This is a genomic window from Streptomyces sp. WMMB 322 (assembly GCF_900090145.1).
Lineage (GTDB): Bacteria > Actinomycetota > Actinomycetes > Streptomycetales > Streptomycetaceae > Streptomyces.
The window spans coordinates 204,357-219,009 of the sequence record NZ_FMHI01000012.1 but is presented as its reverse complement, the minus strand read 5'-3'; the positions used below and the strand labels follow the sequence as shown (position 1 = coordinate 219,009).

The following is a 14,653-nucleotide window of genomic DNA, read 5'->3' as shown; positions in this document are numbered from 1 at the left end:
CTGACGCGCCGACTCACTGCGCACATACCCCAGCTGCTGGATGGCGGAGAGCACGCGGGCGCGGGTGGACTCGGAGACGGCGTCCGGTCTGTTGATGACGTTGGAGACCGTCCCGACCGAGACGTCGGCGGCACGCGCCACGTCCTTGATGTCCACCGGGCGGCCGTTCATCCAGGCCGGACCACGGTCAGTTCCAGGCCGGTCAGGTCAGCCAACGCACGCAGCCCGGGCAGCAGTTCACCTACGGCCAGGGCCCAGTGGTGGCCGACGCCGCTCGCGCTCCACGCGTCGGTCCACTCGCCCGGGTCGCACCCGAAACCGACGCGGGAAGTGGTGTTGCCGATCTTCAGCAGGGGGCCGGGAACGGCCTCCCCCTCCGCGGCCACGATCCGGTAGCGGCCGGCGCGGGTCTGGCCGATGCCCACGAGAGTGACGGGACCGTGTCGCGCGGTGCATTCGACGGAAACGCCCCAGCCGCGCTTGCCGTGGTAGACGCCGAGCCCGCGCAGCAGCGGGCGGCGCCCGCCCAGGCCGAGGTGAGCGGGGCCGTCGTGACCCATCTCGACGACGCCGTCGCGGAAGTCGAGCGCCTGGAACTCGGTGAACGAGCCCGGCACGCCGAGGCGTTCGCATATCAGCATGGCCAGCGACGTGCGCAGCTCGTACTCCCCGGCGGCCGGGACACCGCGGGAGGTCAGGAGCGAGGCGCCGAGGATCATCCCCGCTCCGAGCCTCTCGTGCACCTCTCCGTCCAGGCCGCGGTGGAAGTAGGCGAGCGAGTCCAGGCCGAAGTCGGCGACGAGGCGGTCGAGTCCCGCCGATACGCGTGCGGCCCAGGCCAGGTCGTCCTCGTCGACCGAGGCGTCGGACTCGAAGGTCTCCTTCGCCTCGGCGACGCGGGCGGCGGCCTCCTTCTCCCCCACGCCCTCGACCCTGACCCGCAAGTCGTCGAACTCCAGGACCTCCACGTGCCCGCCGAACGAGGCGGGCACCATCGTCAGATCCGTCGAGACGTCGTACATCCCCGGGTAGAGGTGTCCCATCAGGCCGTGACGGGAGGTGCGCAGGGCGCCGCTCACCCCCGCGGCGCGTATCCAGCCGCCGATGCGCTCCCAGGCGCGCTCGTCCTCCAAGTGACCTGAGACGGAACGGAATTCGACACCGACGCGCTCGAAGGCGTTGGCCATCTCGGGCAGCGGACAGGCGCCGCAGTAGGCCAGCCACTGCCCGGTGTCGAAGGTGTCGTGGTCCATGGCCTCGGTCGGCTGGAGGTTGATCAGCAGGACGGGCGCGCCGCTGCGCTGGGCGACGGGCACGAGCATCGTGGCCGTCATGTAGGTGGTCAGGAAGCCGACGATCAGGTCGCATCCGGCGGCGCGCAGCTTCTCCGCGGCCTGCGCTCCCTCCTGGGCGTCGGAGACGAAGCCGGCGTCGACCACGTCGGCGTCGAACCGGTCCATCCGCTCGGCGACCCGGGCCGCGGACCGGCGCAGCTGTGGAAGCAGGCCGGGGAGCTGGGGCCAGTAGGCGCCGAGTCCACCGGCGACGAGCCCGATCCGGGGCCGGTGAGCGGACGCCGGTCCCGGACCGGCGGGCGGTGTTGCGGGGACCGTGCCCGGCGTGGTGCCGGCGGTGGCGGATGTGTTCATGAGCGGACGCTCCTCGCTGTGTGTGCCGCTGCGTCAGTCGAGGTGGAAGACCTCGGTGAGCGGAGCCATCGCCTCGTCGGGCCGCGGGGCGCCTGTGATCTGCGGTGCCCCGGTCGTCTCCGGTGCTCCGGCGGGCTCGAAGAAGGGGGCCATCTCCCGCTGCCAGCGGTCGTTGACTTCCGTCTTCTCCATCGCGGCACGTGCCGCGCCGAAGTCGTCGGTCTCGAGGTAGCCCACGAGCAGTCCGTCCTCGCGCAGGAAGAGTGAGTAGTTGCGCCAGCCGCAGGCGGAGAGCGCTTCGAGCATCTCCGGCCAGACGGCCGAGTGCCGCTCGCGGTACTCGGCCACCCGGTCGGGGCGGACCTTCAACAGGAAGCAGACTCGCTGCACGGTTCCGGCCTCTTTCCAAGAGTTCCTAGAAGTCGTACTCGCCGATGTTCTTCTCGTCGAAGACGGTGGGCGGGCCCAGGATGACCTCGCCGTCCTTGCCGACGGTGCGCTCCCCGAGCTTCCCCGCCTCGAACTTCTCGCCCTCCTTGCCGGTGATCCGGCCGGAGGCGAGGGAGGCGGCGGCGTAGGAGCCGAGGTAGCCCAGCTTCTTGGGGTCCCAGAGGGAGAACTCCTCGACGGTGCCGTCCTTGATGTACTTGCGCATCTGGTTGGGAGTGCCGAGCCCGTTGAGGACGACCTTGCCCTTGTAGGAGGAGTCGCTGATGTAGCGGGCCGCTGCGGCGATGCCGACGGTGGTCGGTGAGATGACGGCCTTGAGCTTCGGGTAGGCCTTGAGCAGACCCTGGGTCTCCTGGAAGGACTTCTGGTCGTCGTCGTCCCCGTAGGCGGTCTTGACCAGCTTCATGTCCTTGTACTCGGGCTTCTTCAGCTCCTTCTTCATGAACTCGATCCACGCGTTCTGGTTCGTCGCGTTCTGCGTGGCGGAGAGGATCGCGATCTGGCCCTTGTGGCCGGTCTGTTCGGCGGTGCGGCGGATCAGGGAGCGGCCGATCTCCTCGGAGCTGGCCTGGTTGATGAACAGCTGCCGGCAGTCCTTGTCGGTGTCGGAGTCGTAGGAGACGACCTTGATGTTCTGCTTCATCGCCTGCTTCAGCGGCCCGCACACGGCGTTGGGGTCGTTGGCGGCGATGAGGATGGCGTCCTGCCGTTGCTGTACGAGGGTGTTGATGTAGCTGACCTGGGAGGAGGCCTTCGCGTCGGAGGGGCCGACCTCCTTTGCCTTTCCGTCGTACTCCTTGGCGGCGGCCATGCCTGCCTCGTCGACGATCTTCTCGTACGGATTGTTGATCTGCTTGGGCAGGAAGGCGATCTTCAGCCCCTTCTTCAGCGGCGCGTCGGGGTCGGCCTTCGCTCCCTGAGCCTTCTCCTCGGCGTCGTCCTGTGCGTCGCCCTTGGTGGTCCCGGAGCATCCGGCGAGGGCGATCGAGAGGGTGCAGACGGCCGCCACGGCGGTGCGAAGCGGGGTGCGTGAGCGTGTCGTGGGTCGCATGTCGGGGCCTTTCAACTGAGGGGCACGGAACGGAGGTTGAGCCCGGGCAGAGGAGGAGCAGCGGTTCGGTCTGCACGGGGCGGGGCGCGCGGCCGCGTCAGACGGCGGCCGACCGGCGTTCTCTCCGCTCGGTGACGAGGGCGATCACCCGCGGCGTGAGCACGGACGCCACCAGCAGCACACCGGTGACGATGACCTGGATCTCGTTGGAGATGTCGTTGAGGGTGAGCAGGTTGTTGAGAACGCCGATCAGCAGCACACCGGCGACGGCACCGCCGAGGGTGCCCCTGCCGCCGTTGAAGTCGATGCCGCCGAGAAGGACGGACGCGATGACGACGAGTTCGAGCCCGAGCCCGTTGTCGGCGCGTGCGCTGCCGTAACGCAGCGTGTAGACGATCCCGGCGAAGGAGGCGACGAAGCCGGTGACCGCGAAGAGCACGAGCTTGATCCGCCTGACGCGGATGCCCGCGAAGCGCGCCGCGTCCTCCTGCGCCCCGATGGCGAACAGAGCCCGCCCTGCGGCGGTGCAGTGCAGCACGACCGCCGCGAGAACGGCGAGCACGATGAACACGGCGACGGGGTAGGGGATGAAGGTGCCCGGCACGGGTTCGGTGTAGGAGGCCCACTGTGCGTAGGACTCGGGGAAGTCGGAGACGGCCTTGTTGCCGAGTACGACGGAAGCCAGTCCCCGGTAGAGGGTGAGGGTGCCGATGGTCACGGCGAGCGAGGGCAGCCCGATGCGGGTGACGAGCCAGCCGTTGAGCAGTCCGCCGAGCACACCGACGACGAGGCACAGCGGCACGATGAGCTCGAAGGCCCAGCCGGCGTCCCACAGCGCGCCCGCGAGCGCGCTGGAGAGGCCGAGCATGGACGCGACGGACAGATCGACCTGCCCGGCGACGACGAGCAGAGTCATGGGCAGGGCGATGAGGGCGATCTCCGCGGTGTCGTTGAGGGCCGCGGAAAGGTTGGTGATGTCGGCGAAGCCGTCGGTGGTGCCGGCCCCGGCGAGCATCACGGCGACCAGCAGAACGCCGACGGCGGCGTCCCAGCGCAGGAACCTGCCGGCGCGACCGGTGCCGCTGTCGCGGCCGCCGCCACCGCCCGGAGCCGCGGCGGCGTCCGTGGCGGCGTCCGTGGCGGCAGCCTCTTCCGCCGCTGGTGTCATGGGCGTCGGGGCGTTCAATTCCTGCTCCTCTTCCGCAGCGCCTCGGTCGTACGGCTGCGTACGACGCGGTCGGTGCTGATTGCCGCGAGCAGCAGCGCACCCGTGATGGCCTGCTCCCAGAAGGGGTTGACCTTGAGTACGACGAGGGCGCTGCCGATGGTCGTCAGCAGCAGGGCCCCGAGGGCGGCTCCCCACACGGTGCCCACACCGCCGGTGATGGCGATGCCGCCGACGACGACGGCACTGACGACGGTCAGTTCCCAGCCGTTGGCGGCATCGGCGACGACCGTGCCGAACCTGGCGAGCCACAGTGCGCCCGCGAACCCGGCGACGGCGCCGGAGAACGCGTAGGCGGCGAGCACCCGCCGCCGGATGGGTATACCGGCCAGGCGCGCCGCCTCGGGGCTGGAGCCGATGGCGTACAGTTCGCGTCCGCCACGGGCGTTGCGCAGGTAGTACGCGGTGGCGGCCAGCACGACGGCGGTGATCAGCGGAAGATACGGAACCCCGAGGAGGCTTCCGCTGCCGAGCCTCAGCACTCCGTCGGGGACGTCGGCAGCGTTGATCTGCCGGCCGTGCGCCCAGACGTGGCCGGCGCCCTGGATGACGTAGAGCATGCCCAGGGTCACCACCAGGGCGGGGACCTTCCCGAAGCTGACGAGCAGTCCGCTGACCAGCCCGCACAGCACCCCGAGTCCGGTGCCCAGCAGCAGCACGGTGAGCTCGCTGTGCTGCGTGCCGGAGACGAAGCTGCCGCAGGCGAAGGCGGTCAGGCCCACGACGGAGCCGACCGACAGGTCGATGTTCCGGGTGAGCACGACGACGGACTGGCCGGTCGCGAGCAGGACCAGAATCGCCGAGTTGAGCAGGAGGTCCCGCACGCCCTGCCCGTCGAGGAAGCCGGGGTTGACCAGCCAGGTGCCCAGTATCAGCAGCACCAGTGCGCCGCCGATGCTCAACTCCCGTATGCGCAGGACCATGTCGGCCAGGGCCCGGGCGGACCGCCGGGGCGGCGCGGGAGGGTCGCCGGGGGATGCTCCCGGCGGCTGCTGCGGCTTCTGCAGGGTGTCGCTCACGCAGCCTCCTTGGCGGTGCGTCCGGTGGCGGCGGCCATGACCGACTCCTCGCAGGCCTCCGCGCGGGGTATCTCCGCCACGAGCCGCCCCTCGTGCATCACGAGCACCCGGTCGGCCATGCCGAGGACTTCGGGAAGGTCTGAGGAGACCATGAGCACTGCGATGCCCTCCTCGGCGAGGGAGGTGAGCAGCCGGTGCACCTCGGCCTTGGTGCCGACGTCGATGCCTCGCGTCGGTTCGTCGACGATGAGGACGCCGGGCTCGGTGGCCAGCCACTTGGCGAGCACGACCTTCTGCTGGTTGCCGCCGGAGAGCACTCCGACGGTGTCGGTGAGGCGGTTGTACTTCAGCCTCAGCCGCACAGCCCAGCCGGCGGCGCGGGAGCGCTCCATGGTGCGCCGCACCATGCCCGCTCTGCCGAGCCTGTCGAGCCCGGTCAGTGCGATGTTCCGCTCGATGGACATCTCCATCACCAGTCCGCGCTGCCGCCGGTCCTCCGGCACGAGCGCGACTCCCGCGTCCATGGCGGCGCTCGGCGAACCGGGTTTCAGCGCCGCTCCGTCGACCTCGACCTCGCCGGCGTCGGCGCGGTCGACCCCGAAGACGGCCTGCACGACTTCGCTGCGTCCGGCTCCCACGAGGCCGGCGAGGGCGACGATCTCGCCGCGACGCACCTCGAACGAGATGTCGTGGAAGACGCCTTCGCGGGTGAGCCTGCGCACCGTGAGGGCTCGCGCCCCGGGTGTCGTGTCCTGCTTGGGGTACAGCTCGTCCAGGTCGCGGCCCACCATTCGGCGCACGAGGTCGTCCTCGGTGAGCCCGTCGAGGGATTCGGTGGCCACGAGCCTGCCGTCGCGCAGCGTGGTGACGCGGCGGCAGAGCCGGAAGATCTCTTCCAGCCGGTGCGAGATGAACAGCACCGCGGCGCCCTGCGCGCGCAGCGATTCGACGACTGAGAACAGCCGCGCGGTCTCGCTGCCGGTGAGCGCCGCGGTCGGCTCGTCCATGATCAGCACACGTGCGTCGAAGGAGAGGGCCTTGGCGATCTCGACGATCTGCTGGTCGGCGATGGACAGTCCGCGGGCCGGGCGGTCCGGGTCGAGGTCGACTCCGAGCCGCCGCATGAGCGCCGCCGTCGCCTCACGTACGGCCGAGTGGTCGATGCGTCCGAGGCCTCTGCGTGGCTGACGGCCCATGAAGATGTTCTCCGCTATGGACAGGTCCGCGAAGAGCGTGGGCTCCTGGTAGATCACGGCGATGCCCGCGTCGCGGGCGTCGGCGGGGCCGGCGAAGCCGACGGGACTTCCGTCGAGCCGTACGGTGCCCGTCCCGGGCGGGTGCACGCCGCCGAGGATCTTGATGAGCGTGGACTTGCCCGCCCCGTTCTCCCCGGCGAGCGCATGTGCCTCTCCCGCGTGCAGCGCCAGGTCGACGCCCTGCAGGGCGCGAAGGTTGCCGAAGGACTTGCTCACCCCCTCCAGGGCGAGGACCGGCACCGGGGCCGCTCCCGGTTCTGGCTGGGTCATGTCGTGCTCCTTCTTTGCTGCCGGTTCTGCACTACCGGTTCTGCACTGCCGGCCGCCGTTGCGCGGGGGGGGTGCGGCCGGGGTGTGATCCGCGTGGCCCCGGAGGGGTGGGCACCTTGCGTTCGGAGTGAGCGGGAGTGGAGTCGACCGCGAAATGAAATGTTTCAATCAGCTTCCGGGGAAGCTAGCCCCGCACTCCAGGTGCGTCAAGGGTCGGGCACCAGGTGATTGCCCTGCATTCCGGCCCTGTTGCGGCCCCTGACCGGGGGTTGGGGTCTTGCGGCAACGCACGGTTGAAACGTTTGCCTCACACCCGGTGAGCGGTGAGGCGGCACCCTCACAGGGGGTGCTCATCGACCAGCGGACGTGACCTGCTCCCGCCGGCGTCCATCTCCGGCGCCCCGGGCCGACCGGGGAACCGCCATGCCCGCCGCGCCCGCCGCCGGCGCCGGTTCCGCCGGGGGTGAAGGGAGGCGGGGACGGGAGGGCCTCGCTCCTCACCCGCACCACGACGGAGTCCGCGCAAGCGAGCGCGAGCCCGCGGCGCACGGGTGCCCGCATGCCCGGCAGGGCGGCACGGCCCTCACAGCCGGCCGGGGCACGTGCCGGTTCGCGCCGGACGACCGAGGAGCCCGGCCGCACGGCCGGGGGCGCGGGCTATTGACGGTGGTCACCTGTGCAAGTAGTTTTCCTGAAACGTTTCATGGCATGGCGCACGGCGGACGGTGCCCCGGTCCCCGCCCGCCGTGCCGCACAGAGGAGACGCATGTCAGAGCCGGACAGGGCGAGCGTGAAGGCCGCCCTCACCTCACAGCGGATCGAGACTCCCTCGTGGGCCTACGCCAACTCCGGAACAAGGTTCAAGGTGTTCGCGCAGCCCGGAGTGCCGCGCACGCCCGAGGAGAAGCTGGACGACGCCGCACGCGTCCACGAACACACCGGTGTCGCTCCCACCGTCGCCCTCCACATCCCCTGGGACAGGACCGCGGACTACGGAGCGCTGGCCTCGTACGCGCAGGAGCGCGGGCTGCGTCTGGGCACCATCAACTCCAACGTCTTCCAGGACGACGACTACAAGCTCGGGTCGGTGACCCACCCCGAGGCGGCCGTGCGCCGCAAGGCACTGGACCACCTGCTGGAATGCGTCGACATCATGGACGCGACCGGCTCGCGCGACTTGAAGCTGTGGTTCGCCGACGGCACCAACTACCCCGGCCAGGACGACATAAGGGCCCGTCAGGACCGGCTGGCCGAGGCCCTCACCGCCGTCCGCGACCGGCTCGGCGAAGACCGGCGGATGCTGCTGGAGTACAAGTTCTTCGAACCGGCCTTCTACACCACCGACGTTCCCGACTGGGGCACCGCCTACGCCCACTGCCTCAAGCTCGGGCCCAAGGCGCAGGTCGTCGTCGACACCGGCCACCACGCCCCGGGCACCAACATCGAGTTCATCGTGGCGCTGCTGCTGCGTGAGGGGAAACTCGGCGGCTTCGACTTCAACTCCCGCTTCTACGCCGACGACGACCTGATGGCGGGCGCGGCCGACCCCTTCCAGCTCTTCCGCATCATGTACGAAGTGGTGCGCGGCGGAGGGCTGGAGGAGGAGGCCGGGATCGCCTTCATGCTCGACCAGTGCCACAACATCGAGCCGAAGATCCCCGCCATCATCCGCTCGGTGATGAACGTCCAGGAGGCCACGGCGAAAGCGCTCCTCGTCGACCGCGGCGCGCTGGAGCGCGCTCAGCTCTCCGGTGACGTGCTCGGCTCCAACGCGGTGCTGATGGACGCCTACAACACCGACGTGCGGCCTCTGCTCGCAGAGGTGCGCGAGGAGAACGGGCTGGATCCCGACCCCGTCGCCGCATACCACCGCTCGGGATGGGCCCGGAGGATCACCGATGAACGCAAGAGCGGCCAACAGGCCGGCTGGGGAGCGTAGTTCAGCATGACGGCACAGCAGCACACCACGGTCGGCGAACTCCTCGCGCGCTCGCACCGCCTCGGCGCCGATCCCCGCAACACCAACTACGCGGGCGGCAACACCTCCGCCAAGGGCCTCGCGCCCGACCCCGTCACGGGGCAGGACACCGAACTGCTGTGGGTCAAGGGTTCCGGCGGCGACCTCGGCACACTCACCGAGAACGGTCTCGCCGCGCTGCGCCTGGACCGGCTGCGGGCGCTGAGGGACGTCTACCCCGGCGTGGAACGCGAGGACGAGATGGTCGCGGCGTTCGACCACTGCCTCCACGGCAGGGGCGGGGCAGCACCGTCCATCGACACCGCAATGCACGGTCTGGTGGACGCGCCGCACGTCGACCATCTCCACCCCGACTCCGGCATCGCGCTGGCCTGCGCCGCCGACGGGGAGAAGCTGACGCGCGAGTGCTTCGGCGAGACGGTCGTGTGGGTGCCCTGGCGCCGCCCCGGCTTTCAGCTGGGCCTGGACATCGCCGCCGTCAGGGCCGAGCACCCGCAGGCCATCGGCTGCGTACTGGGCGGGCACGGCATCACGGCGTGGGGCTCGACGAGCGAGGAGTGCGAACGCAACTCGCTGCGCATCATCGACGGCGCGTGTGCCTTCCTCGCCGAACACGGGGCGCCGGAACCGTTCGGCGCCGTGCTGGAGGGATTCGAGCCGCTTCCGCCGCAGGAGCGGCGGGAGCGGGCAGCGGCACTCGCCCCGCTGGTGAGGGGACTGGCCTCGGCGGACAGGCCGCAGGTCGGTCACTTCGACGACTCCGCGGCGGTGCTGGAGTTCCTCTCCCGCGAGGAGCATCCGCGGCTCGCCGCCCTCGGCACGTCCTGCCCCGACCACTTCCTGCGCACGAAGGTCCGCCCGCTCGTCCTCGATCTGCCCGCCACGGCTCCCCTGGAGGAGGCCGGGGCCAGGCTGCGCGTGCTGCACGAGCGGTACCGCGACGACTACCGCGCCTACTACGAGCGTCACGCCGGACCGGGCACGCCCGCCATGCGCGGCGCCGATCCCGCGATCGTGCTGGTGCCCGGCGTGGGGATGTTCTCCTTCGGCAGGGACAAGCAAACAGCGCGAGTGGCGGGCGAGTTCTACATCAACGCCGTCAATGTGATGCGCGGTGCCGAATCGGTGTCGTACTACTCCCCCATCCCGGAGCCGGAGAAGTTCCGCATCGAGTACTGGGAGCTGGAGGAGGCCAAGCTGCGCCGCATGCCGGCGCCCAAGCCGCTGGCGACGCGCGTCGCGCTGGTGACCGGGGCCGCCTCGGGCATCGGACGGGCGATCGCTCAGCGGCTGTCCGCCGAAGGCGCGTGTGTGGTCGTCGCCGACCGGAACGAAGCGAGCGCCGGTGAAGTGGCCCGCGAACTGGGCGGTCCCGACAGGGCAGTAGCCGTCGCCGTCGACGTCACCTCCGAGGAGGAGATCGCGGCGGCCTTCCGCGAAGCGGCGCTCGCCTTCGGCGGCATCGACCTCGTCGTCAACAACGCGGGCGTCTCCCTCTCCAGGCCCCTGCTGGAGACCAGCGCGCAGGACTGGGACACACAGCACAGCATCATGGCCCGCGGCTCCTTCCTCGCCTCCCGTGAGGCGGCTCGGGTGATGAAGACGCAGGGAATGGGCGGCGACATCGTCTACATCTCCTCCAAGAACGGCGTCTTCGCGGGCCCGGACAACGTCGCCTACGGAGCAGCGAAGGCCGACCAGGCACACCAGGTCCGGCTGCTCGCGGCCGAGTTGGGAGAGCTGGGCATCCGCGTGAACGGCGTCAATCCCGACGGCGTCGTGCGGGGTTCCGGGATCTTCGCGGGCGGCTGGGGAGCGCAGCGCGCAGCGGTCTACGGGGTGCCCGAGGAGAAGCTCGGCGAGTTCTACGCCCAGCGCACCCTGCTGAAGCGGGAGGTGCTTCCCGAGCACGTCGCGAATGCCGTCTTCGCCCTGACGGGAGGCGATCTGAGCCACACCACCGGACTGCACGTCCCCGTCGACGCCGGAGTCGCCGCGGCGTTCCTGCGCTGAGCAGCCCGCGGGGAACCGGCCGGCCGGAAACACAGACCCGCGGACCGGAACCGGCAGAACCGGCCCGGCGCCGTCCCGGCACCGAGAGCCGGCCCCGAACCCCGGAATTCCGGCGGCGCCCGTACCGGAACCGCCGCAGTGCACAGCCGAAGCCACCGTCCGATGCCACCGCCCGAAGCCACCCGCGAGGACCACCGCCGTGCCGCCTTCCGCATCCCCACTCCCCCTCCGGTCACCCGCCCGGTTCGCCGCCGTCGACCTCGGCGCGTCGAGCGGGCGCGTCATGACGGGCTCCGTCGGGCCGTCCTCGGTGGACCTGCGCGAGGTGCACCGCTTCCCCAACAGACCGGTCCGTACGGGCGGAACGCTGCACTGGGACATCCTGGTCCTCTACCGGGGCGTGCTCGACGGGCTGCGCGAGGCCGGGCCCGTCGCCTCGGTCGGAGTGGACTCCTGGGCCGTGGACTACGGACTGCTGGACGCCGACGGCGAGCTGCTCGGGAACCCCGTCCACTACCGGGACGGGCGGACGGAGGGCATGGCCGCCCGCCTCGCCGAGTCGCTGCCGCCGCCGGAGCTGTACGCCCGCACGGGCCTCCAGTACCTGCCCTTCAACACCGTGTACCAGCTCCTCGCCGCCCGCGGCTCCGCTCAACTGGCGGCGGCCCGGCACCTGCTGCTCATTCCGGACCTCGTCTCGTACTGGCTCACGGGCGAGCTGGGCACGGAGCTGACCAACGCCTCCACCACGCAGCTCATCGACCCGCGTACCCGCGACTGGTCACGGCCCGTCGCCGACGCCGCCGGCATCCGCCTGTCACTCTTCCCGCCGCTGCGCCGCCCCGGCGACCCGGCCGGACAGCTGCTGCCCGCCGTGCTGGACGAGACGGGACTTCAGGGCCCGGTACCGGTGACGGCCGTCGGTTCGCACGACACGGCCTCGGCGGTCGCGGCCGTCCCGGCCGTGACGGACCGCTTCGCGTACATCGCCACCGGCACCTGGTCGCTGGCAGGGCTGGAGCTGACCCGGCCCGTGCTGACGGAGGCGAGCAGGCAGGCCAACTTCACCAACGAGCTCGGCGTGGACGGCACCGTCCGCTACCTGCGCAACATCATGGGCCTGTGGCTGCTCCAGGAGTGCCTGCGCTTCTGGGAGTCGGAGGGCAGGCCCCTGGATCTGGGGCCGCTGCTGCGCGAGGCCGGATCCCGCGCTCCCCTGAAGTCCGTTCTCGACGCGGGCGATCCGGGCTTTCTGGCCCCGGGCCGGATGCCGCAGCGCATCGACGAGGCCTGCCGGCGTGCGGGGCAGCCCGTGCCGGACGGACCGGCCGGAACGGCCCGGTGCGTGCTGGACTCGCTTGCGGTCGCGCACCGGCTGGCGATCGAGGACGCCGGGCGTCTCGCCGGCACCGACATCGAAGTGGTGCACATCGTCGGCGGCGGCGTGCACAACGAGCTGCTGTGCCAACTCACCGCCGACGCCTGCGGGTTGCCCGTCATCGCGGGTCCCGCGGAGGCCGCGGCGCTCGGCAACGTCACCACGCAGGCACGTGCACACGGAGTGATCGGTGACGATGCGGGGCTGGTGCGGCGGCTGCTGTATGACACGCTGCCGCTGCGGAGGTACGAACCCTCCGGCGAGCACGGCAGCAGACAGGCCTGGGCCCGGGCCGCGGCGGCGGTCCGGGCCGGCAGCTGACACGGACGCCCCCGGCGGGCGAGCGGAGAGACAAGGAGGGACCGTGCGGGTCGCGCTCTTCATCACCTGCATCAACGACACGCTCTATCCCCGTACCGGGCAGGCCGTCGTCACCCTCCTGGAACGGCTCGGCGTCGAGGTCGGCTTCCCCGAGGCCCAAAGCTGCTGCGGACAGCCGCAGTTCAACACCGGCTACCGGAAGGAGGCCGTGCCGCTGGCCCGCCGCTACGCAGAGGTCTTCCGCGGCTACGACCACGTCGTCGTGCCGTCCGGCTCCTGTGCGGCGATGGTGCGGGACAACTACCCGCGGATCGACGCCGGGGCCACGCAGGAGGTCGTCGCCCGCACCTGGGAACTCACGGAGTTCCTCGTCGACGTCCTCGGCGTGACCGACGTCGGCGCGTACTACCCGCACACCGTCACCTACCACCCCACCTGCCACGGGCTGCGCATGCTCGGGCTCGGGGACCGCCCGCGGCGGCTGCTGCAAGCCGTGCAGGGGCTGCGGCTGGTGGAGCTGGAAGGCGCCGAGGAATGCTGCGGTTTCGGCGGCACCTTCGCGGTGAAGAACGCCGACGTGTCCGCCGCCATGGGTGCCGACAAGGCCCGTCACATCGAGCAGACCGACGCCGAGGCGGTCTGCACCGTCGACAACTCCTGTCTCATGCACATCGGCGGCACCCTCACGCGGCGCGGCGCCGCCACACGCCCCGTACACATCGCCGAGATCCTGGCGGGCACCGAGGAGGCACCACTTTGACGTCCTCCCCTCGCCCTCGACGAGGGGATTCCAACCCATCCCTCAGCCATTCATGTGACGGAGGAGACGAGTTGAGGTTCGCGGTTCTTCGGCCCGGCAGCCCGGGTACCCTCCCCGCGCTGCACCACCGCATGTCCTGCGGCTGTATCGATGTTCTTCGCCGAGTTCACATCCGCGTTGACCGCGTATCCACACGCGCGGCAAGCGAAGACCGATTGGCTCTCTCGGTTCTCTGCTGCCACGTGCCCGCATGCGGAGCAACGCTGGGACGTATAAGCCGCAGGCACCAAAATCACCCGGCCTGGTGCCTTGTTCTTGGTGCGCTGGAGCAGGCCGCCCCAGGCATGTTGCAGGATCGACCGGTTCAACCCGGCCTTCTGGCGTACATTCCATCCGGGCGCTTCGCTAGTGCCCTTCGCACTAGCCACCATCGCTGTCACCCTCAGATCCTCGAATGCCATCCGGTCGAATCGCCTGGCCAAGTCGGTGGAGATCTTCTCGGTCCAGTCCTTGCGCCGGTCTGTCTGGCGGGCCTTGGTGCGGCCGATGGCGGCCTTGAGCCGGGCTCGCCGCTTGGATCCGCGTGTGGCTTTGGCAAGGCGTCTCTGAAGCCGCGCCAGCCTTGCAGTCTCAAACTTCGATGGCACGGGGCAGGACAGCAGTTGTCCGGTCGACAACGCTGCAGAGACGGAGATGCCGCGGTCGATACCCACTGTCGCACCACTGTCAGGTGTCGTGATCGGGGCCGGTACCACTGCGAACGCAATGTGCCAGCGTCCGGCGCGATCCCTCGTCACTCGGTAGGACTTGGCCCCGGGTACGGCGCGGGACCAACGAAAGCGCACCCAGCCAACTTTCGGGACTCGAACCTCTCCCACTCTGCGGGACAGTCGCCGTACGTCGGAAGGCTTGACGGCGGTGATCCGGAAGCTCTCATGCCTGCCAGCCTTGCGCCACGTCGGCCTGCGGTGAGTCCCTGCGAAGAAATTGGACATCGCCTGACCGAAGTCTCGCAGCGCTTGCTGCTGCACCGTGACCGATCCCGCAGCCAGCCAGCCGAACACGGACCGGGCCTCAGTCAGTTGACGGCATCTCTCGGCGAAGCCCGGCGCCGCACCACGCCACTGTGCCCACCAAGACTGCTGCTCAACGCACAGATTCCACACGTACCGGGCATGACGGCAGTGCCCAACGAGCCCCATCACCTGATCGGACGTGGGCTGCAACCGGAAACGGGACATAGCAAGAATCTATGGCTTGGCAATGACAAGTCCCTCTGCAAG

General features: G+C 70.3%; 12 protein-coding genes. 4 read left to right on the top strand and 8 right to left on the bottom strand.

The features are described 5' to 3' along the window. From H180DRAFT_RS19785 to H180DRAFT_RS19755, 7 genes are all read right to left on the bottom strand, one after another. Positions 1 to 171: LacI family DNA-binding transcriptional regulator (locus H180DRAFT_RS19785; protein WP_139151412.1), on the bottom strand; the 171-nt coding region annotated here is incomplete at its 3' end. Continuing rightward, positions 168 to 1,649 carry an L-fucose/L-arabinose isomerase family protein gene (locus tag H180DRAFT_RS19780; protein ID WP_079100243.1) on the bottom strand — a complete coding sequence of 494 codons (1,482 nt, stop codon included), beginning with the start codon at positions 1,647 to 1,649 and terminating at the stop codon, positions 168 to 170. The genes H180DRAFT_RS19785 and H180DRAFT_RS19780, both read right to left, overlap by 4 nt. Before the next feature lie 33 nt (positions 1,650 to 1,682). Further along, positions 1,683 to 2,039: an L-rhamnose mutarotase gene (locus H180DRAFT_RS19775; RefSeq protein ID WP_055487418.1), complete on the bottom strand. Its 357-nt coding sequence runs from the start codon at positions 2,037 to 2,039 to the stop codon at positions 1,683 to 1,685. Between the two features lie 25 nt (positions 2,040 to 2,064). After that, positions 2,065 to 3,150 carry a rhamnose ABC transporter substrate-binding protein gene (gene rhaS, locus H180DRAFT_RS19770; protein ID WP_055487417.1) on the bottom strand — a complete coding sequence of 362 codons (1,086 nt, stop codon included), beginning with the start codon at positions 3,148 to 3,150 and terminating at the stop codon, positions 2,065 to 2,067. Between the two features lie 97 nt (positions 3,151 to 3,247). Beyond that, positions 3,248 to 4,165: an ABC transporter permease gene (locus H180DRAFT_RS19765; RefSeq protein WP_254666087.1), complete on the bottom strand. Its 918-nt coding sequence runs from the start codon at positions 4,163 to 4,165 to the stop codon at positions 3,248 to 3,250. 167 nt (positions 4,166 to 4,332) lie between these two features. Beyond that, a complete protein-coding gene (locus tag H180DRAFT_RS19760; RefSeq protein ID WP_055487441.1) occupies positions 4,333 to 5,382 on the bottom strand; it encodes an ABC transporter permease in 1,050 nt (349 codons plus the stop codon). Positions 5,383 to 5,390: 8 nt separating this feature from the next. After that, a complete protein-coding gene (locus H180DRAFT_RS19755; protein WP_055487416.1) occupies positions 5,391 to 6,920 on the bottom strand; it encodes a sugar ABC transporter ATP-binding protein in 1,530 nt (509 codons plus the stop codon). Between the two features lie 766 nt (positions 6,921 to 7,686). Here H180DRAFT_RS19755 and rhaI point away from each other — a divergent pair. From rhaI to H180DRAFT_RS19735, 4 genes are all read left to right on the top strand, one after another. Then, the gene (gene rhaI / locus H180DRAFT_RS19750) at positions 7,687 to 8,859 is read left to right on the top strand and encodes an L-rhamnose isomerase (RefSeq protein WP_055487415.1); all 1,173 of its coding nucleotides are present in this window, start codon (positions 7,687 to 7,689) and stop codon (positions 8,857 to 8,859) included. A gap of 6 nt (positions 8,860 to 8,865) precedes the next feature. Then, a complete protein-coding gene (locus tag H180DRAFT_RS19745) occupies positions 8,866 to 10,911 on the top strand; it encodes a bifunctional rhamnulose-1-phosphate aldolase/short-chain dehydrogenase (protein WP_055487414.1) in 2,046 nt (681 codons plus the stop codon). A 283-nt stretch (positions 10,912 to 11,194) separates the two neighbouring features. Beyond that, positions 11,195 to 12,610: a rhamnulokinase gene (locus H180DRAFT_RS19740; RefSeq protein WP_079100249.1), complete on the top strand. Its 1,416-nt coding sequence runs from the start codon at positions 11,195 to 11,197 to the stop codon at positions 12,608 to 12,610. Positions 12,611 to 12,653: 43 nt separating this feature from the next. After that, positions 12,654 to 13,370, top strand: coding sequence for a (Fe-S)-binding protein (locus H180DRAFT_RS19735; RefSeq protein ID WP_055487412.1), 717 nt, complete (start codon positions 12,654 to 12,656; stop codon positions 13,368 to 13,370). A gap of 50 nt (positions 13,371 to 13,420) precedes the next feature. On the opposite strand, the gene H180DRAFT_RS19730 is transcribed toward H180DRAFT_RS19735, so the two are convergent. Continuing rightward, positions 13,421 to 14,572, bottom strand: a complete 1,152-nt coding sequence (locus tag H180DRAFT_RS19730) for an RNA-guided endonuclease InsQ/TnpB family protein (protein ID WP_074466883.1) — start codon at positions 14,570 to 14,572, stop codon at positions 13,421 to 13,423. Between the last annotated feature and the right edge of the window lie 81 nt (positions 14,573 to 14,653).

What these genes read in the sequence shown, in the direction of transcription:
- H180DRAFT_RS19780 (WP_079100243.1), bottom strand. Translation starts at nt 1,649, where the DNA reads ATGAACACATCCGCCACCGCCGGCACCACGCCGGGCACGGTCCCCGCA.
- rhaS (WP_055487417.1), bottom strand. Translation starts at nt 3,150, where the DNA reads ATGCGACCCACGACACGCTCACGCACCCCGCTTCGCACCGCCGTGGCG.
- H180DRAFT_RS19765 (WP_254666087.1), bottom strand. Translation starts at nt 4,165, where the DNA reads ATGCTCGCCGGGGCCGGCACCACCGACGGCTTCGCCGACATCACCAAC.
- H180DRAFT_RS19755 (WP_055487416.1), bottom strand. Translation starts at nt 6,920, where the DNA reads ATGACCCAGCCAGAACCGGGAGCGGCCCCGGTGCCGGTCCTCGCCCTG.
- rhaI (WP_055487415.1), top strand. Translation starts at nt 7,687, where the DNA reads ATGTCAGAGCCGGACAGGGCGAGCGTGAAGGCCGCCCTCACCTCACAG.
- H180DRAFT_RS19745 (WP_055487414.1), top strand. Translation starts at nt 8,866, where the DNA reads ATGACGGCACAGCAGCACACCACGGTCGGCGAACTCCTCGCGCGCTCG.
- H180DRAFT_RS19740 (WP_079100249.1), top strand. Translation starts at nt 11,195, where the DNA reads ATGACGGGCTCCGTCGGGCCGTCCTCGGTGGACCTGCGCGAGGTGCAC.
- H180DRAFT_RS19730 (WP_074466883.1), bottom strand. Translation starts at nt 14,572, where the DNA reads ATGGGGCTCGTTGGGCACTGCCGTCATGCCCGGTACGTGTGGAATCTG.